Source organism: Kribbella sp. NPDC049227, assembly GCF_043197265.1.
Classification (GTDB): Bacteria; Actinomycetota; Actinomycetes; order Propionibacteriales; family Kribbellaceae; genus Kribbella.
Map to the genome: position 1 here is coordinate 107059 of NZ_JBICST010000008.1, position 18285 is coordinate 125343.

Sequence of the window (18285 nt, forward strand, 5' to 3'; positions counted from 1 at the left end):
GATGAGGCATCCAGCCGCTCTGGTCCTGCTGACGGCTCTCCTGCTCGCAGGCTGCGGCGACACGGACTCTCCACCCACGGCGGGTCCGAGTACGGCGCCCTCGTCCTCGGTGCCGCTGCCGACAACGCAGCCGCCGACCACCGAGGCACCCACGACGCCGACGCCGTCAGCGACGCCGACCCCCACGCCGACCGCAACACCGACGAGTTGCATCGACCAGAAGCTCAAAGCCCTCACGCTCGACGAGAAGGCGGCCCAGCTGATCCTGACCGGCATCAGCGCCAACGGCATGACCTCGAGCCAGCGCTCCATCGTCCAGCAGCAGAAGCCCGGCGGCGTACTCCTGCTCGGCACCGGTGGCAGCCTCTCCCACACCCGTACGGCGATGGCTGCCGCCAGGACAGCCGCCACGGTCAAGGGCGTCCGGCCGCTGATCGCTGCGGACCAGGAGGGCGGACAGATCCAGCGCCTCAAGGGACCCGGGTTCGACCGCATCCCCGCGGCCACTGTGCAGGGCACCTGGTCGAGCTCCAAGCTCACCAGCAACGCGGACCACTGGGGCGACCAGCTCAAGGAGGCCGGTGTGAACCTCAACCTCGCTCCGGTGGCGGACGTCGTACCGAGCTCTCTCAAGAGTCAGAACGCACCGATCGGCAGTCTGGATCGTGAGTACGGCAACACCCCGGCCGAGGTCGGGCCGCCGGTCCAGGCATTCATACGCGGCATGCGGTCGGCCGGAGTGATGACCTCGGTCAAGCACTTCCCGGGGCTCGGCCGGGTGCGCGGCAACACGGACTTCTCGTCCGGAGTGGTCGACAACGTCACCGTCCGCGGGGACGCCGACCTCAAGCCGTTCGCGGACGGCGTCCGGGCGGGGAGTGACATGGTGATGATCGCCACCGTCACGTACGCCAAGATCGATCCGAAGAACCGGGCCGTGTTCTCGCGGACCGTCATCCAGGGGATGGTGCGGGGAGACCTCGGGTTCGGCGGAGTGGTGATCACCGACGACGTCGGAGCGGCCGCGGAGGTCAAGTCGGTGCCGGTGGGGCAGCGGGCCACGCGGTTCGTGGCGGCCGGCGGGGACATCGTGATCAACGCCACGGCCTCGCAGACCGCCACCATGGTGAACGCCCTGGTGTCCAAGGCCGAGCAGGACAGGACGTTCTCCGCGCAGCTGAGCAGTAGCGTGAGGCGTGTGCTGACACTGAAGCAGAAGTACGGCCTGGTGAGCTGCGGATGACGGAGGAGTACGAAGAGCGCGAACCCGACTACCGCTTCACCCTGGCGAACGAACGCACCTATCTGGCCTACCTGCGGACCTCACTGGCCTGCTACGCCGGCGGTCTGTCCGCGGTGCAGTTCCTTGACCTCGGTCCGGACCGGTGGCCCGCTCGCATCATCGGTGTCGTTCTGGTCACTGTCGGTATCATCACCACGGCCGGCGCCTTCCGCCGCTGGCAGCAGAACCTGGACGCGATCCGCCGCGGTGGGCCGCTCCCGTTAACCCGCCTGCCGCTGATGCTGGGGGCAACGATCGCCGTGGTCGGCCTGATCGGCCTGATCTTCTCACTGTGGCGATGAGCACACCCGATCCCGGGCTGCAGCCCGAGCGCACCCTGCTCGCCTGGCGCCGGACCGCCCTCGGGCTGATCGCGAACGGCGTCCTGTTGCTTGCCTCCGGCCACGGTACGTCGGACGTCCGCACCGGCCTCGGCATCGTCGTACTTGTCTTGTCCCTGTCCTGCTGGGCGGCGGTGAGCGCCGTCTACCGGCGGACCGGAGGTGCCGCGGTCCATGCCCTCGGCCACGACCGGGTGCTCCGGATCGCGGCCGGACTGGTGCTCGTGGTGGGCCTCTTCGACCTGTACGCCGTGATCACTCGCTGAAACAGTCTGATTACTCTCCGGTCCCATCAGTGCGCACCAGTTCATCCCGACGCGCTAGGTTGACCAGGCGGATGCCGCGTCAACCGCGTGTTCCCCCTAGCATGTTCACGGTTTGTCCCTCGTTCATCCGGAGCTTGAAGTGCCGTTACGTCTGCGTCCGAACGACCCGACGTTCTACGACCTTTTCACCGAATCCGCCAACCACCTCGTGGACGGATCCCGGATCCTGGCCGAATTGCTCGGCAGCACCGCCGGAACCGGGCTGTCGTCGAGCCATCAGATCGCCGCCCAGATGAAGGACGCCGAGCACGCGGCCGACGAGACCACGCACTCGATCATCCGCCGGGTGAACTCGACGTTCGTCACCCCGTTCGACCGCGAGGACATCTACCGGCTGGCCTCCGATCTCGACGACGTGATGGATTTCATGGAGGAGGCCGTCGATTCGGTCCACCTGTTCAACCTGGACAAGTTGCCGGAGGAGATCGCCGAGCAGATCGAGGTACTCCAGCGGATGGCGCAGCTGACCGCCGAGACGATGCCCCGGCTGCGGACGATGAAGGACCTGGCCGAGTACTGGATCGAGATCAACCGGCTGGAGAACACCGGTGACGCGGTGCATCGGCGGCTGGTCGCCAAGCTGTTCAGCGGGGAGTACGACGCGCTGACCGTGATGAAGCTCAAGACCGTGGTCGACCTGCTGGAGGCCGGGATCGACGCCTTCGAACACGTCGCCAACACGGTCGAGCAGATCGCCGTCAAGGAGAGCTGAGCGTGGAGCTGGCGCTCGTCATCGCCGTCGTGGTCATCGCGCTGTCGTTCGACTACACCAACGGCTTCCATGACGCGGCGAACGCGATCGCGACCTCGGTCTCGACCCGGGCGCTCACACCCCGGTTGGCGCTGGCGATGGCCGCGGTGTGCAACTTCGTCGGTGCGCTGGCCGGCACCGAGGTGGCCGAAACCATTGGCGAGGGCATCATCAGCATTCCGGCCGGCGAACCCGGCCTGGTGATCGTGATCGCCGCACTGCTCGGTGCGATCACCTGGAACCTGATCACCTGGCGCCTCGGCCTGCCCAGCTCCTCGACGCACGCGCTGATCGGCGGTCTGGTGGGCGCCGGACTCGCCTCGGCGAGCGTCGTGGAGTGGTCCGGGATCGTCGACAAGGTCGTCATTCCGATGGTGCTGTCGCCCGTGATCGGCTTCGCCGGGGCCTTCCTGCTGATGCTGGCAATCCTCTGGCTGTTCCGGCACCGCAACCCTGGCAAGACGACGCGTGGCTTCCGGATGGCGCAGTCGCTGTCGGCCGCCGCGGTGGCGCTCGGGCACGGCCTGCAGGACGCGCAGAAGACGATGGGCGTGATCTTTCTCGCCCTGCTCGCCACCGGCCACGTGAACGAGAACGACGGCATCCCCCTGTGGGTGAAGATCAGCGCCGCGACCGCGATCTCGCTCGGCACCTACTCCGGCGGCTGGCGGATCATGCGGACGCTCGGCCGCCGGATCATCCACCTGGACCCGGCCCGCGGATTCGCCTCCGAGACGGTCGCCGCAGGGGTCCTGTACGTGATGGCGATCGGCCTGCACGCGCCGGTCTCCACCACCCACACGATCACGTCGGCGGTGATGGGCTCCGGTGCGACCAAGCGACTGTCCGCGGTCCGCTGGGGCGTCGCGAGGGGGATCGTGACCGCCTGGGTGCTGACCATTCCTGCCGCCGGGTTGGTGGCCGCACTCGTTTACGGCGTTGCGCATCTGATCCTGGAGTAAGTCGCAGCCGAGAGTTCATTTCGAATTCACTCGCCGGGCCTACCGTCGATCGACGGTATCGCCGTCCGTCCAGGGGGAGTGATAGCGATGGACCTCTCGTTTCTCGTCGTCGTGGTGATCATTACGGCGTTGGTGTTCGACTTCACCAACGGTTTCCACGACACCGCCAACGCGATGGCGACATCGATCGCCACGGGTGCGCTCAGACCCAAGGTCGCCGTCGCCGTGTCCGCGGTGCTGAACCTGGTCGGCGCGTTCCTCTCCACCGCAGTGGCCAAGACGATCTCCAGCGGCCTCGTCGACGACTCCAAGATGACCGTGCCGATCATCTTCGGCGGCCTGGTCGGTGCGATCCTGTGGAACCTGGTGACCTGGTACTTCGGGCTCCCGAGCTCCTCGTCGCACGCCCTGTTCGGCGGCCTGATCGGCGCCACCTGGATCGCGGCCGGCGCCAGCGCGGTGAACTTCGCGACGGTGGTGCAGAAGATCCTCATCCCCGCGGTCGCCGCGCCGATCGTGGCCGGCGTGGTCGCGCTGCTGGGCACCTTCCTGGCCTACAAGATCACTCAGCGGGCCCGGAAGAAGTCGGTCAACGACGGGTTCAGGGCCGGTCAGGTCGCGTCCGCATCACTGGTCTCACTCGCCCACGGCACCGGTGACGCACAGAAGACGATGGGCGTCATCACGCTGGTCCTGATCACCTCGGGCAGTCTCGCGCAGGGGTCGGCCCCGCCGACCTGGGTGATCTTCGCGGCAGGCCTCGCGATCGCCCTGGGCACGTACTTCGGTGGCTGGCGGATCATCCGGACGATGGGCAAGGGCCTGACCGAGATCGAGTCGCCGCAGGGCTTCACCGCCGAGACCAGCTCGACCGCGGTCCTGCTGACCTCGTCGCACCTGGGCTTCCCACTGTCCACAACCCAGGTCTGCTCCGGCAGCATCCTCGGCGCCGGCCTCGGCAAGCGGCTCGCGCAGGTGCGCTGGTCAGTCGCCGGGCGGATGGCGATGGCCTGGCTGTTCACGCTGCCCTCCGCCGCGATCATCGGCGCCATGGCCGGCCGGGTGGCCGACACCGGCAACGCCGGCGTCGTCATCGTCGCGACCCTCGCGATCGTGGCCGGCGGTGGACTCTATGTGGCGGCGCGGCGCAGGCCGGTGACGGCGGAGAACGTCAACGAGTACCCGGGCAGCACGGCGCCCGCCCCGACCACGGCCACGGCGGCCTGAGAGGAGTACGGCGATGCACATGGACTGGAGTGCCCTCGGTGAGGTGGCCCTGGTCAGCCTGATCTTCGGGGTCGGGGTGGCGGTCGTGTTCGCGCTCGGAGTGGCGGCGATGGCGCGGCGGGCGGTGGCGATCGACGAGAAGAAGCCGCCGTCCATCATCGACACCTCGGTGGCCGGACTCTGCTTCGCCGCGTGCCTGGCGGCCGTGCTCTACGGGCTGTACCTGATCATCCCGCAGTTCCACTGACGTCAGCGGTTCCAGCGCCGTACCGACTTGGCAACGTCCTTGGAGCGGATCGAGCCGAGGTTGTACTCCCACGCGGCGGCCAGCCGGTCGCCAAGCAGCGCCGCGTCCAGGTAGGTCTGCGGGCGGACCGCGACGGCCCAGGTCGCCGCGGCCGCGTGACCCTGCTGGTAGAGCAGGTGGTTCACGGTCGCCTCGATCCGGCTCTGGCCGTCGCCGGTGAGCCCGTTGGCCGACCACTCCTGCAGGATCGTGGTGTCGTCGGCCGTCATCCGGGCCAGGTAGGTGAGCGGACCACGCCAGTACCCCCGGCTGCCGATGCTGTCCAGGCTCTCCAGCGGGAACCAGCCGTTCTGGCAGCGCCTGCCGTTCACAGCGGACTCGACCTCGCGGGCGCGGTCCGCCGGCAGGTCCTGGACGGCCCAGTCGACGAAGTAGACGCCGGCGTCCGGGATGTGCTCCGCGACATGCGGTGCCACCGCGAGCATCCCCGGTTCGAAGAGATGCAGCTCTTCCGGTGAATCGAACACAACCTTCCCCGCCTACCCGAGTACCGCCGCCGACCGGCCGGCGTCACAGGGACCCCCCAGGTTTCCTGCACTGTCAACAAGAGCCTTTCGTACCCTCGGGGTCACCCGGGGGTCAAGGTCTTGTCCGCGTTACTGACGGTGTGCTTACTTGCGGCGGGCCGCCCGCCGGGCGAGCTCCTCCTGGTCCAGGCGTTCCGCTTCCGCGGGTGACGGGGCACCACCGCCGTACGACGCGGGCAGCCACCAGGCGCCGGCCGGCTGCTCGGGGTAGTCGCGGATGGTCCGATCGAGCATCCCGGCCATCGTCGTGCGCAGGTGCGCGGTCGCCTCGGCCGCGTCGTCGTCGGTGTCGACCGTGATCGGCTCGCCGACGGTGATCGCGATCGCGCGGTGCCGGGAGAAGTCGCGCGGATGGTCCTTCGTCAGCATCCGCTGCGTCCCCCACAGGATCAGCGGGATGACCGGTACGCCGGCCTCCGCGGCCATCCGGACCGTGCCGGACTTGAACTCCTTCAGCTCGAACGACCGGCTGATCGTTGCCTCGGGGAACACCCCGACGATCTCGCCGTCGTTCAGGTAGCGGATCGCCTCCCGGTACGACGCCGTACCCGCCGACCGGTCCACCGGGATGTGGTGCATGCCGCGCATCAACGGGCCGGAGTACCGGTTGCGGAACAGCACGTCCTTGGCCATGAAGCGAACCAGCCGCTTGCTCGGCACCGCACCGAACCCGCCCAGGATGAAGTCGACATAGCTGATGTGATTCAGCGCGATCACCGCGCCACCGGTCCGCGGCACGTTCTCCGTCCCGGTCATCCGGATCTTCAGGTCCAGCACCTTGAACGCGGTCTTCGCGAAGCCGATCACGGGCGGGTACACGAGGTCTCGCATCCCCCGACGCTACCGGCCCGGTCAAGACGACGGGTTAGAGTAACCGTGACAATTGGAGATCGCGGGAGCTCGCACCGTAGCGGGCTGAGAGGGCGGCTGGCAGGAGAACGACACCTGTCCGGCGCCGCCGACCGCCGAACCTGTCCGGGTAATTCCGGCGTAGGGAGCAGCACAGTGACTGTCAGCACGATTCGGCCCACTGTCACCACCGGCCCCATTTCGGGCTCGGAGAAGATTTATCGCGGCGAGCTGGAGGTTCCGGCCCGCCGCGTCCACCTCACCAACGGCGAACACTTCGACCTGTACGACACGTCCGGTCCGTACACGGACGCGTCGGCGCGGATCGACGTACAAGCCGGTCTGCCCGCGCTTCGGCGGGACTGGATCGCCGGGCGCGCGCCGCTGACCCAGTTGGCGCATGCGCGAGCCGGCACCATCACCGAGGAGATGGAGTACGTCGCCCTGCGGGAGGGCATGGACCCGGAGTTCGTCCGGTCCGAGGTCGCGCGCGGCCGGGCCGTGATCCCGGCGAACCGGCGGCACCCGGAGAGCGAGCCGATGATCATCGGGAAGAAGTTCCTGGTGAAGGTGAACGCGAACATCGGCAACTCGGCGGTGACCAGTTCGGTCGAGGAGGAAGTGGAGAAGCTGGTCTGGGCCACCCGGTGGGGCGCGGACACGGTGATGGACCTGTCCACCGGCAAGAACATCCACGAGACGCGGGAGTGGATCCTGCGCAACTCGCCGGTGCCGATCGGGACCGTGCCGCTGTACCAGGCGCTGGAGAAGGTGAAGGGCGATCCGGCCGACTTGTCGTGGGAGGTGTACCGCGACACGGTGATCGAGCAGTGCGAGCAGGGCGTCGACTACATGACCGTGCACGCGGGCGTCCTGCTGCGGTACGTCCCGCTGACCGCGCGGCGGGTCACCGGGATCGTGTCGCGAGGCGGGTCGATCATGGCCGCCTGGTGCCTCGCGCATCACCAGGAGTCCTTCCTGTACACGCATTTCGCCGAGCTGTGCGACATCCTGCGCGAGTACGACGTCACGTTCTCACTCGGCGACGGTCTCCGACCGGGATGTATCGCGGATGCCAACGACGCGGCCCAGTTCGCCGAGCTGCGGACCCTGGGCGAGCTGACGAAGATCGCCTGGGAGCACGACGTCCAGGTGATGATCGAGGGTCCGGGGCACGTGCCGATGGACAAGATCGCCGAGAACGTCCGGCTCGAGGAGGAGCTGTGCGGCGAGGCGCCGTTCTACACATTGGGGCCGTTGGCAACTGATGTGGCTCCGGCGTACGACCACATCACCAGCGCGATCGGCGCGGCCCAGATCGGCTGGCTGGGTACGGCGATGCTTTGCTACGTCACGCCCAAGGAACACCTCGGCCTGCCGGATCGCGACGACGTGAAGACCGGCGTGATCACGTACAAGATCGCTGCCCACGCGGCGGATCTGGCCAAGGGACACCCGGGGGCGCAGGCCTGGGACGACACGTTGTCGAAGGCAAGGTTCGAGTTCCGCTGGGAGGACCAGTTCAACCTCTCGCTGGATCCTGACACCGCGCGGTCCTTCCACGACGAGACCCTGCCGGCCGAGCCTGCCAAGACCGCGCACTTCTGCTCGATGTGCGGCCCGAAGTTCTGCTCGATGCGGATCACCGCCGACATCCGCGCGTACGCCGAGGAACGCGGCCTGACCTCCACCGAGGCGATCGAGGCCGGCTTCGCCGAGATGTCGGAGACCTTCAAGGCCCACGACAAGAAGCTGTACCTGCCGCTCGCCGAGTGAGCGTCCTGTTTCCCGCTGACTCTCGGTGAGATCCGGGGGGCGAGTCGAGATGCCTCGGCCCCCGGATCCAGCGGAGAATTAGGGGACCGGCGGTTCTGCGAGGCGATCACGAGGAGTGATCGGATGAACCGATTCAGGTTTTTTCCTTCACTCTACGTGAATAAGACTGTAGCCTTAACAGCGTCGGGAAGGAGGTGCAGCACAGTGGTCTTCGTTCTCACGGTAGATCAGCGGGGCAGCCGAAGCATGACCGATCTCGTACCCGAGCTACTGAACATCCTGAACCGCCGGCCGCGGCGGACCGGATTGCTCCGCAAGTTCGAGCGGACGGCCGGCGACGAGGTGCAGGGCGTGCTGTCCGAAGCGCGCGCCACGATCGACGTGATCGTCCAGCTGCTGCGCGCCGACACCTGGTACATCGGGCTCGGAGTCGGTGCGGTCGCACAGCCTCTGCCGCGCAGTACGCGGGCTGGCAGCGGGGACGCGTTCGTGTTCGCGCGGGAGGCGGTGAACCGGGCCAAGTCGAGCCCGCACCACGTCAACGTGGTCGGCTCCGACGCGCACTGTGCCGAGCAGGTCGAGACGGTGCTGTGGCTGATGGCTTCGGTGCTGCGGCGGCGGAGCGACCGCGGGTGGGCTGTCGCCGACCTGCTGGCCGAAGGGCTCACCCGGCGCGAGATCGGCGTGAAGCTCGGCATCAGTCAGTCCGCGGTGACACAGCGGGCCCAGGCAGCCGGATTCGCCGAGGAACAACGTGGACGAGTGCTGGCGGCCGAGCTACTCGACGCCGGAGCCACCGCGTGACGGCACTCATCCTGTCGTTCACGGCCGTCGGCCTGATCCTCGCCGTGCTGGCGTGGGTCCCCAAGGCCGGGTCGACTCTCGAGATCGTGCTCAGTGGCGTGATGCTTGCCTGCCTGATCACCGTCGGCGTCCTGCTGCTGGCCGGTGACGGTGTCGAGGGCTGGCGCGAGCGCTGGTGGAACGTGCTGCTCCTGCTGGCCGGCGGGCTGGCGGTGACCGGTGGCGGCCCACTGACGACCTCTGTGCTGGCTCTCGTCGACCGGGGCAACACGAGAGCGCAGTCGACGCAGAAGGCCGGTGAGGTGCTGCGCGGCGGCGCTCTGATCGGTTCGCTCGAGCGCCTGGCCATCTACGCGGCGCTGGTGGCCGGCTGGCCCGAGGGACTGGCGATCGTGCTGGCCATCAAGGGCCTGGCTCGCTATCCGGAGCTGCGCAGTCCCGACCAGCCGGCTTCGGTCACGCCCCAGGCGGTCGCCGAGCGGTTCATCATCGGCACGTTCACCAGTGTGCTGTGGGCAGTGACCTGCGCCGGCTTCCTGCTGTCGCGCTGACCCTCAGTCCCTGACGACGTACGTCGACATGACCTTGTCGTGCCAGGTCTGCTTCTGGTCGTCCCACAGCGGCCACAGCAGGTTCAGGAAGCAGGCGTTGTTGAACAGCCCGCTGAGGAACTCGCGCAGGAACGACTTGCCGGCGCCCACCGGCTGGAAGTACACGGAGTCGACCAGCCGCAGGTTCAGCGCGCTCTTGCCGACGCTGCGCCCGGTCCTGCCCTGGCGGAAGACCCGGTTCCACAGGGTCAGGCCGATGCTCGCGGCGATGCCGAGCACGAAGAGGATGATCGCGTAGGCCTGCGGGCCGTCATCGGGATAGGTGTTGTTCTCGCGGGTCGCGATGTTCGCGATGAGTACGCCGTACCCGATCAGGATCGGCACGGAGCTGATCAGGGAGTCGATGAGGAAGGCGCCGGCCCGCGGGCCCCACTCGGCCAGCGGGACCTGGGGTCCGTAGCCGTAGCCGTACTGCGGCTGCCCGTACGGCGGCGGCATCTGCCCATACGCGTAGGGCGGTTGACCGTACTGCTGCTGACCGTACGGGCTGTAGCCCTGCTGCTGGTGACCACCCTGGTAGGGCCGGCCGTCCTGCCCGTACGGCGGTGGCGTCGGTGTACTCACCGCGGCATCGTATTGCCCCGCGCCGGGAACGCCGAACGCCGCGGCCTGAACAGGCCACGGCGTCCGGACGAATGCTGAAACGTCAGAGCTTGATGACGTACGTGTTGTTGATCTTGTCCGCGAACGTCTGCCGCTTCTCGTCCCACAGCGGCCACAGGTAGCCGATGTAGCAGGCCATGCCGTCCAGGATGTGGGTGAGCTGGCGCAGGAACGCCTTGCCCGGACCGACCGGCTGGCCGCTCATCCCGTCGATCAGCTTGAGACCCAGCGCCGACTTGCCGAGGGTCTGCCCGGTGGTGCCCTGGCGGAACACGATGTTCCAGATCCCCAGGCCGATGCCGACCAGGTAGAACAGCAGCGCCAGGATGGCCATCGCCGAGTTGTTGCCGCTCGCAAGCGCCGCGCCGATGCCGTACGGCACGCCGATGATCAGGACGTCGACCAGCCAGCCGCCGACCCGGTTCGGCCAGGCCGCCAGGTTGCTGGGTACGCCGTACGCGCCCGGCTGACCGTACTGCTGCGGGTAGCCCGGCTGACCGCCGTACTGCGGGTAACCCGGCTGCTGCCCGTACTGCTGAGGCTGCTGACCATACTGGCCGGGCTGCTGACCGTACTGCCCGGGCTGTTGCCCGTAGCCCGGCTGCTGGCCGCCATAGCTGGGCTGCTGCTGCCCGTACTGGCCCGGCTGCTGCCCGGGCTGCCCGTACTGGCCTGGCTGGCCGTACTGACCCGGCTGCTGGGAGTCCTGCGGGCCGTAACCCGGCGGTGGCGTCGGATTGCTCACGACGATCCCTTCTAGTGAATACAGATGAGGAGTGAGTTGCAGGCTAACGGTCCGACGGCTCAGCTCCGGCTACGGATCCCACGAGATGAGAGTTACCGTTGTCCGGTGAGTCTTTCGCTGAGCGTCGTACTCCGGCCGACCGGTCCGGTCCGCCCGCTGGACCGTCGAGCGCTCGGCGCGGCGGCCGTCGGAGTCGGCGGGTTCGCCCTCGCGGCCGTGTACCAGTTGTCCGGCCAGCGGATCGGCATACCCTGCATCCTGCACGCGACCACGGGCCTGAACTGCCCGTTCTGCGGCGCGACCCGGATGGCGGCCGCCTTGCTGCGTGGGGATCTGGACGCGGCCTGGCACTTCAACCCGGTGGTGCTGGTGATCGGCCCGCTCATCGGTGTTGCCATCGGCTACCAAATGCTTGCCTGGGCACTCGAATCCCTGCGGCTGATCCGCCTGCCCCGGCTGACGGTCAGCCCGCGCACCTTCGGCCGGCTGACCAAGGCACTGGCCGTGATCCTGATCGTGTACGGCGTCGCCCGCAACCTGAACTGAGACGTCGCGGGCGGACCACCGCCGCCGCCCGCGACGAGCCGTCAGTTGTACTGCGTGATGGTGTAGATCGTCGAGAGCACGATCGAGACGATGCCGCCGATCCAGGCGACCTTCGCCAGCGTGTCCGGCTTGCCCTGCTCACGGAATTTGCCCTGGGCAACCAGACCGAGGACGACCGAGGCGATACCGCAGCAGAACCAGCAGACGATGCCGATGATCGACAGCACCTGCGGGGTGTTGTTCTGCGGCGCGGCCGGAGCGCCGTAGCCGTAGGCCCCGCCCGGGTACTGCCCGTACTGGCCCGGCTGACCGGGCTGCTGACCGTACTGCCCGTACTGGCCCGGCTGCTGCTGACCATATTGGCCGGGCTGTTGGCCGTACTGGCCCGGCTGCTGTTGCCCGTACTGACCAGGTTGCTGGCCGTACTGCCCGGGCTGCCCGAATTGCCCTGGCTGTTGGCCGTACTGGCCCGGCTGCTGCTGACCGTATTGACCGGGTTGCTGACCGTACTGCCCGGGCTGCCCGTACTGGCCCGGCTGTTGGCCGTACTGCCCAGGCTGGTCGGTCCCGCTCTCGTCGGGAGTGTCCTGCGGCCTGTTCTGGTCGTTCTGGTCATCGCCTGGGGGAGGCGTCGGAGTACTCACCGCAGTCCCTTCTGAGACGTCTAGGAATCCTCGCAGGCTATCTTTTCCGCAGGTTCCCGGTCACGTCCCCGCGCCGCTCCCAGCCCCCAACGGCGAACGGCCGCCGCGAGGAAACCCTCGCGACGGCCGTGCCATCGGGTGGACCGGATCAGCCGAAGCGGCCGGTGATGTAGTCCTCGGTGGCCTTCTCGGTCGGGTTGGAGAAGATCTGCTTGGTCGCGCCCATCTCGATCAGCCGGCCGGGCTTGCCGGTCGCGGCCAGGTTGAAGAACGCGGTCTGATCCGATACCCGGGCCGCCTGCTGCATGTTGTGCGTGACGATGACCACGGTGAACCGGTCCTTCAGCTGCTCGATCAGGTCCTCGATCGCGAGCGTGGAGATCGGGTCGAGCGCCGAGCACGGCTCGTCCATCAGGATCACCTCGGGCTCGACCGCGATCGCCCGGGCGATGCACAGCCGCTGCTGCTGGCCACCGGACAGGCCCGCGCCCGGCTTGTCCAGGCGGTCCTTGACCTCGTTCCACAGGTTCGCGCCGTGCAGGGACCTCTCCACCGTCTCGGTGAGCCGCTTGCGGTCCTTGACGCCGTTCAGCTTCAGCCCGGACGCGACGTTGTCGAAGATCGACATGGTCGGGAACGGGTTCGGCCGCTGGAACACCATGCCGACCACCCGGCGGACGGCGACCGGGTCGATGCCGGAGCCGTACAGGTCCTGCTGGTCCAGCAGCACCTTGCCCTCGACCCGGGCGCCGGGGATCACCTCGTGCATCCGGTTCAGGGTCCGCAGGTAGGTGGACTTGCCGCAGCCGGACGGACCGATGAACGCGGTGACCGAGCGGGGCTCGATCGTCATCGACACGTCCTCGACGGCCTTGAAATCGCCGTAGTAGACGTTGAGGCCACTGACCTCGATGCGCTTGGCCATATCGACTCAGAACCTCTCGTGACTATTTCGACTTGACGGCGCTGAACCGGGCGACCAGCCGGGCCAGCAGATTGAGTGCCAGGACAAGGAGGATCAGCGTGAGCGCCGCCGCCCAGACTCGGTCCGCGGCCGGCTGCAGCGCCAGCTCGGTCCGGTCCTGGTTGATCATCGTCGGCAGCGCGCCCATGAACCCGTTGAACGGGTTCAGGTTGATGTTCTTGGAGTAGCCGACCAGGATCAGCAGCGGCGCGGTCTCACCCATCACCCGGGCCAGGCCGAGCATCACGCCGGTGATGATGCCGCCGAACGCGGTCGGCACGACCACCTTGAGGATCGTCTTCCACTTCGGCACGCCGAGTGCGTACGACGCTTCCCGTAACTCGTCCGGCACGAGTTTCAGCATCTCCTCGGTCGAACGCAGTACGACGGGCAACATCAGCAGCACCAGCGACAGCGACACCGCGAAACCGACCCGGTTGAAGCCGAAGATCGTGATCCAGACCGCGTAGATGAACAGCGCGGCGACGATCGACGGAACACCGGTGAGGATGTCGATCATGAAGCTGACCGCCCGGGCCAGCCGGGTGCCCTTGCCGTACTCGACCAGGTAGATCGCGCCGAGGATGGCGATCGGGACCGCGATCAGGGCCGTGATCAGGCCCATGATCAGAGTGCCCATGATCGCGTGGTAGGCGCCGCCGCCCTCGCGCCGGACGGTGATCCCGCGCTGCGACTCGCTCCACCAGCTGGCGTCGAACAACAGGTGGTAGCCCTTGCTGATGACGGTCCACAGGATCCACACCAGCGGGATCATCGCGAGCACGAAGGCGAGCGTGATCAGCACGGTGGCGAGAGTGTTCTTGAAGGCCCGAGCGCCCGATTTCCCGGTCAGGTCCAGAGCCTGCCCGTCGTACGCCGGTTTGTTGGCAGCAATCGTGGTCACGCTACGGCTCCTTCCTTCGCGGCGGCTCCGCCGGCGCTGCGGTTGCGCCGTGTCCGCTTCCCACCCGGTCCGCTGCGGGCGACGATGAGCCGGGCCGCGGAGTTGACCAGGAACGTCACCACGAACAGCACCAGGCCGGCCGCGATGTAGGCACCGGTCTTCTCCGGCGAGTCGAACTCGGCGGCGTTGTTGGCGATCTTCGACGCGAAGGTCTCGCCACCGGCGAAGATCGACGAGTTCCACGGGTCGTTGCCGTTCGGCACCGACAGGATGATCAGTACGGCGACGGTCTCACCGAGGGCCCGGCCCAGGCCGAGCATCGAGGCGCTCACCACGCCGGACCGGCCGTAGGGCAGCACCGCCATCCGGATCATCTCCCACTTGGTCGCGCCGAGGGCGAGTGCGCCCTCGCGGTGCGCGACCGGGGTCTGGGTGAAGATCTCCCGGCTGATCGCGGTGACGACCGGCAGGATCATGATGGCCAGCACCACAGACGCGGTGAACACCACGCCGACGTTGTCGCCCGGGGGCTTCTCGAACAGCGGCAGCCAGCCGAGCGCGGCGGCCAGGCCGTCGATCACCGGCCGCAGGATCGGCGCGAAGAACAGGATGCCCCACAGGCCGTAGATGATCGACGGGACGGCGGCGAGCAGGTCGACCGCGTGCGCGACCGGCGTGGCCAGCCGCTTCGGCGCGTAGTACGTGACGAACAGCGCGACGCCGACCGCGATCGGGACCGCGATGATCATCGCGATGATCGAGCTGATCACGGTGGTGTAGAACATCGCCGCGATGCCGAACCGGGGCTGGTCGCCGCCGGGCTCCCAGATCCGGGAGAAGAGGAAGCTGCTCTGGTCGTCGGCCAGGGCCGGGATCGCCAGCGCCAGCAGGAAGATGCCGACGAACGAGACGATCGCGATCACCAGGCCGCCGGAGCCGTGCGCCAGGCCGCTGAACAGCCGGTCGCCGAGGTGGCCGACCGGACCGAGGTCGAGCTTCGGTCCCGCCTGGTCGTCGGTTGCTGCCACGGCGGCGGGTTCCGCCGGCCGGTCGGGCGGTTCCGTGCCGTCTGGACTACTCATCGATGGTGCTCCAAGCGCCTTGGTCGTGGGGTCAGGTCCGGACTGAGGATCACGCCGTACCCGCTCCCGGGTCCGACGAGGCGAAGCCCCGGCCGCTTCCGATGACTCGGACCGGCCGGGGCTCGCATCAGTGCTGCTTCGTCGTCAGCGGATCGACCGACTCAGCTGATCGACTGGATCGCCGCGTCGACCTTGGTCCGGATCTCCTCCGGCAGCGGCGCGTAGTTCAGGTCGGTCAGCGACGCCTGGCCGTCCTTGCTCGCGAAGTAGCTCAGGAAGCTCTTCACCAGCGCGGTCTTCTCGGCCGGCAGACCCTTGGTGCAGGCGATCTCGTAGGTGACCAGGATGATCGGGTAGGCGCCCGCCTCCTTGGTCGCGTAGTCCAGCTTCAGCGCCAGGTCGGAGCCGGTACCGGCCGGCTTCGCGGCGGCCAGCGCCTTGCCCGCGGACTCGGCCGACAGCTCGATCGGGGTGCCCGAGCCGTTGTCGATCTGGGCGATGCCGAGCTTGTTGTCGACGGCGTACGACCACTCGACGTAGGTGATCGAGTTCTTGGTGCTCTTCACACCCTCGGCGACACCCGCGGACTTCTCCTTGCCGGCACCCGTGCCGGTCCACTTCTTGGCCGGCTCACCGGTCCAGGCACCGGCGCCGGAGGCGGCCAGGTACTTGGAGAAGTTCTCGGTGGTGCCGGACTCGTCGGAGCGGAAGAACACCGAGATCGGGGCCGACGGCAGGGTGGCGCCCGAGTTCAGCTTGGCGATCGCCGGGTCGTTCCAGGTCTTGATGGTGCCCTGGAAGATCTTGGCGGCGGTCGGGCCGTCCAGGACCAGCTTGTCCAGGCCCTCCACGTTGTAGGCGATCGCGACCGGGCCGATGACCATCGGCAGGTCGACGGCCGCGTTGTTCGCGCAGCGCTTCGTGGCCGCGGTCATCTCCTCGGGCTTGAGGGCCGAGTCGGAGCCGGCGAAGTCGACCTGCGACGCGTTGAACTGCTTGATGCCCGCACCGGAACCGGTCGGGTTGTAGTTCACCGTGACGTCGGCGCACTTCTCGTTGTACTTGCTGATGACCTCGTCGATGGCGTTCTTCTGCGCCGAGGAACCCTCGGCGTTCAGGGTGCCCTGCGGGCAGTCGGCGGCGGCCGAGGAATCCGAGCTGCTCGGGTTCGAGGAGCCGGACGGCTCCGGGTCACTGCCACAGGCGCTCAGAGCGAGCACACCGAGGGATGCCACGGCGACGGAGCCGACGCGGAGCAGGCGATTGACGGACACGAGAGTGTTGCCCTTCTGCGGGAATCAGACTTCTGAACTTCCACAGACGGTAGGGAGACCAGGTGACCGACCGGTCCGTCGCCGGTGAACGACCGGTGAACGATTCCAATAGCGTGTGCGACGGTTGGCGTGCCGCCAGGCGGCCAGCAGGTGAACTGCGTTAAGAGCCGTGACCCTGTGTAGATCCGAACGCTGTGCGGCGCACGTTTCGGTGACGCTGAGCACATTCTCTTCGGTGAACAACCGGCGTCGGATTCAGCTGGAGAAATCCTCCGGGGCCACGCCGTCGAGGAACTGGCGGAACCGTTCGAGCTCGGCCTGCTCCTCCTCCGGCGTCGCCACGCCGGCCTCGCGGAGCACCTGTTCGGTACAACGGATCGGCGTACCGAGCCGGACCGCGAGGGCGACCGAGTCGCTCGGCCGCGCGGACACCCGGGCACCGTTGCCGAGGACAAGTTCGGCGTAGAAGACCGCGTCGCGCAACTCGACGATCTCGACCGCCTCGATGTGGACGCCGAAGGCCTCGATCAGGTCGCGCATCAGGTCGTGGGTGAGCGGACGCGACGGGCGCAGGCCCTGCTCCTCGTAGGCGATCGCGGTCGCCTCGACCGAGCCGATCGAGATCGGCAGGTAGCGGTAGCCCTCGGTCTCGCGCAGCATCATCACCGGGGCCCGGTTGGGCGATTCCATCCGGATCCCGATCAGTGTCAGTTCTCGCATCATCGTCATGGTGCGCCCCGAACCTCTCCTCAGGCCGGCACCCGGTGGGACGCCGGTTCCTCGGTAGGAACATACCCGTGACCACCAGTGTCACCCCGGTGCCCCAGCGGCTGTGCCTGGATCGTCACCGAGCCGTGCCCGGGGTGTGTCAACGATCACCTTCAGGGGGCGCTGAAGCGTTCGTGCACCAGCCGCCCGTCGGCCAGTTGGTGCGCCACCACGAAGGCGCCGGGAGCGAACTTGCCGACCCTCAGCCCCAGCTCCCGGGCCAACGCCGGCAGCACCGGCCGGTGCGAGCAGATGGCGGTCACTTTGCCCTGTTTCCAGGCACGGTCCGCCAGGCCGCGGATCCCGTCCGGATCGGCGTCGTACCCACGCTCGGAGATCTCCGGCCACAGGTGCATGTGCCGACCGATCGAGGCGGCGTACGGCGTGAGGGTCGCGGCGCACCGCTCCGCGTCGCTGCTGATCACCCGGTCCACTCCCAGCGCGGCCAGTACGTCGGTCATGCGCTCGGCAACCGCCGTACCGTCGCCGTTGAGCGGTCTGTTGGTGTCCTTGCCGTCCCACTCCTTGCGCTTGACCGCCGCGGCGTGGCGCACCAGGACGAGGGTGGCGACAACCGGGATCACCCGGTCGAGGTTGTCCAGGATGTCCACGTCCCGTGGGTAGCTGAGCTTGGTGCGGGCCTTGTCCACCGGCAGCCAGGCGATCTCGTCCACCTCGTCGCCGGGGCGGAAGTCGCCGTCGTCGACCGGTGTGGCGGACCAGTAGTGCACGAGCTTCTGTGCGGTCCCGCCGTTCTTGCGGACCGTGTAGCGCTGCACGCCGACCGGTGGGCCGAGCACCACCCGGTGTCCGGTCTCCTCCTCGACCTCGCGTCCGGCCGCAACCAGGACGTGCTCGTGCTGATTCAGTTTCCCCTTGGGCAGGGACCAGTCGTCGTACCGGGGACGGTGCACCAGCAGCACCTGCCGGGTGTCGCGGCGCTCACGCCACACGACACCACCCGCGGCGATGACGGTCGCCGGGTTGCTCAT

The 18285-nt window shown here is 68.0% G+C and carries 22 protein-coding genes and 1 riboswitch; of the genes, 11 read left to right on the forward strand and 11 right to left on the reverse strand.

Annotated features, from left to right (window positions below; all coding sequences use genetic code 11):
• The first annotated feature begins 1 nt into the window (after window position 1).
• The 7 genes from ACGFH6_RS33650 to ACGFH6_RS33680 all read left to right on the forward strand — a co-directional run bounded on the left by ACGFH6_RS33650 (window position 2) and on the right by ACGFH6_RS33680 (window position 5136).
• Entirely contained in the window at window positions 2–1243 is a 1242-nt protein-coding gene (locus tag ACGFH6_RS33650; protein ID WP_393392060.1) for a glycoside hydrolase family 3 N-terminal domain-containing protein, read from the forward strand.
• Window positions 1240–1584: a YidH family protein gene (locus ACGFH6_RS33655; protein WP_393392063.1), complete on the forward strand. Its 345-nt coding sequence runs from the start codon at window positions 1240–1242 to the stop codon at window positions 1582–1584. Before ACGFH6_RS33650 ends, ACGFH6_RS33655 begins: the two co-directional genes overlap by 4 nt.
• Entirely contained in the window at window positions 1581–1889 is a 309-nt protein-coding gene (locus tag ACGFH6_RS33660) for a DUF202 domain-containing protein (RefSeq protein WP_165554306.1), read from the forward strand. The genes ACGFH6_RS33655 and ACGFH6_RS33660 overlap by 4 nt, the downstream gene beginning before the upstream one ends.
• Before the next feature lie 139 nt (window positions 1890–2028).
• The gene (locus tag ACGFH6_RS33665; protein ID WP_393392067.1) at window positions 2029–2661 is read left to right on the forward strand and encodes a DUF47 domain-containing protein; all 633 of its coding nucleotides are present in this window, start codon (window positions 2029–2031) and stop codon (window positions 2659–2661) included.
• Window positions 2662–2663: 2 nt separating this feature from the next.
• Window positions 2664–3662: an anion permease gene (locus tag ACGFH6_RS33670; protein WP_393392070.1), complete on the forward strand. Its 999-nt coding sequence runs from the start codon at window positions 2664–2666 to the stop codon at window positions 3660–3662.
• 87 nt (window positions 3663–3749) lie between these two features.
• On the forward strand, window positions 3750–4889 hold the full coding sequence (locus ACGFH6_RS33675; RefSeq protein ID WP_393392073.1) for an anion permease: 1140 nt from the start codon (window positions 3750–3752) through the stop codon (window positions 4887–4889).
• A 13-nt stretch (window positions 4890–4902) separates the two neighbouring features.
• Window positions 4903–5136: a hypothetical protein gene (locus tag ACGFH6_RS33680; protein WP_393392076.1), complete on the forward strand. Its 234-nt coding sequence runs from the start codon at window positions 4903–4905 to the stop codon at window positions 5134–5136.
• 2 nt (window positions 5137–5138) lie between these two features.
• Here ACGFH6_RS33680 and ACGFH6_RS33685 read toward each other — a convergent pair whose 3' ends face one another.
• Window positions 5139–5663, reverse strand: coding sequence for a hypothetical protein (locus ACGFH6_RS33685; RefSeq protein WP_393392079.1), 525 nt, complete (start codon window positions 5661–5663; stop codon window positions 5139–5141).
• Between the two features lie 144 nt (window positions 5664–5807).
• Entirely contained in the window at window positions 5808–6554 is a 747-nt protein-coding gene (locus tag ACGFH6_RS33690) for a lysophospholipid acyltransferase family protein (RefSeq protein ID WP_393392082.1), read from the reverse strand.
• 51 nt (window positions 6555–6605) lie between these two features.
• A riboswitch (TPP riboswitch) is annotated at window positions 6606–6738 on the forward strand.
• Here ACGFH6_RS33690 and thiC point away from each other — a divergent pair.
• From thiC to ACGFH6_RS33705, 3 genes are all read left to right on the forward strand, one after another.
• The gene (gene thiC / locus ACGFH6_RS33695) at window positions 6729–8348 is read left to right on the forward strand and encodes a phosphomethylpyrimidine synthase ThiC (protein ID WP_393392085.1); all 1620 of its coding nucleotides are present in this window, start codon (window positions 6729–6731) and stop codon (window positions 8346–8348) included. It overlaps the preceding riboswitch by 10 nt.
• A gap of 246 nt (window positions 8349–8594) precedes the next feature.
• The gene (locus tag ACGFH6_RS33700; RefSeq protein ID WP_393392088.1) at window positions 8595–9152 is read left to right on the forward strand and encodes a transposase; all 558 of its coding nucleotides are present in this window, start codon (window positions 8595–8597) and stop codon (window positions 9150–9152) included.
• Window positions 9149–9703, forward strand: a complete 555-nt coding sequence (locus tag ACGFH6_RS33705) for a hypothetical protein (protein WP_393392091.1) — start codon at window positions 9149–9151, stop codon at window positions 9701–9703. Before ACGFH6_RS33700 ends, ACGFH6_RS33705 begins: the two co-directional genes overlap by 4 nt.
• Before the next feature lie 3 nt (window positions 9704–9706).
• Here ACGFH6_RS33705 and ACGFH6_RS33710 read toward each other — a convergent pair whose 3' ends face one another.
• Window positions 9707–10327 (reverse strand): RDD family protein, encoded by a 621-nt coding sequence (locus tag ACGFH6_RS33710; RefSeq protein ID WP_393392094.1) that lies wholly within the window; start codon window positions 10325–10327, stop codon window positions 9707–9709.
• An 82-nt stretch (window positions 10328–10409) separates the two neighbouring features.
• Window positions 10410–11111, reverse strand: a complete 702-nt coding sequence (locus ACGFH6_RS33715; protein ID WP_393392096.1) for an RDD family protein — start codon at window positions 11109–11111, stop codon at window positions 10410–10412.
• Window positions 11112–11216: 105 nt separating this feature from the next.
• On the opposite strand from ACGFH6_RS33715, the gene ACGFH6_RS33720 reads away from it, so the two are divergent.
• Window positions 11217–11657, forward strand: a complete 441-nt coding sequence (locus ACGFH6_RS33720; protein ID WP_393392099.1) for a DUF2752 domain-containing protein — start codon at window positions 11217–11219, stop codon at window positions 11655–11657.
• A gap of 41 nt (window positions 11658–11698) precedes the next feature.
• Here ACGFH6_RS33720 and ACGFH6_RS33725 read toward each other — a convergent pair whose 3' ends face one another.
• From ACGFH6_RS33725 to ACGFH6_RS33755, 7 genes are all read right to left on the reverse strand, one after another.
• Entirely contained in the window at window positions 11699–12301 is a 603-nt protein-coding gene (locus ACGFH6_RS33725; RefSeq protein WP_393392102.1) for a DUF4190 domain-containing protein, read from the reverse strand.
• 148 nt (window positions 12302–12449) lie between these two features.
• Window positions 12450–13226, reverse strand: coding sequence for a phosphate ABC transporter ATP-binding protein PstB (pstB, locus tag ACGFH6_RS33730; protein ID WP_393392104.1), 777 nt, complete (start codon window positions 13224–13226; stop codon window positions 12450–12452).
• Window positions 13227–13248: 22 nt separating this feature from the next.
• Window positions 13249–14169 carry a phosphate ABC transporter permease PstA gene (gene pstA, locus ACGFH6_RS33735; protein WP_393392106.1) on the reverse strand — a complete coding sequence of 307 codons (921 nt, stop codon included), beginning with the start codon at window positions 14167–14169 and terminating at the stop codon, window positions 13249–13251.
• The gene (pstC, locus tag ACGFH6_RS33740; protein WP_393392108.1) at window positions 14166–15251 is read right to left on the reverse strand and encodes a phosphate ABC transporter permease subunit PstC; all 1086 of its coding nucleotides are present in this window, start codon (window positions 15249–15251) and stop codon (window positions 14166–14168) included. Before pstC ends, pstA begins: the two co-directional genes overlap by 4 nt.
• A gap of 161 nt (window positions 15252–15412) precedes the next feature.
• Complete coding sequence (pstS, locus tag ACGFH6_RS33745; protein ID WP_393392111.1) at window positions 15413–16525, reverse strand: phosphate ABC transporter substrate-binding protein PstS; 1113 nt, start codon at window positions 16523–16525, stop codon at window positions 15413–15415.
• Between the two features lie 255 nt (window positions 16526–16780).
• Window positions 16781–17245 (reverse strand): bifunctional nuclease family protein, encoded by a 465-nt coding sequence (locus tag ACGFH6_RS33750; protein ID WP_165555556.1) that lies wholly within the window; start codon window positions 17243–17245, stop codon window positions 16781–16783.
• 161 nt (window positions 17246–17406) lie between these two features.
• Entirely contained in the window at window positions 17407–18285 is an 879-nt protein-coding gene (locus tag ACGFH6_RS33755; RefSeq protein ID WP_393392115.1) for an NUDIX domain-containing protein, read from the reverse strand.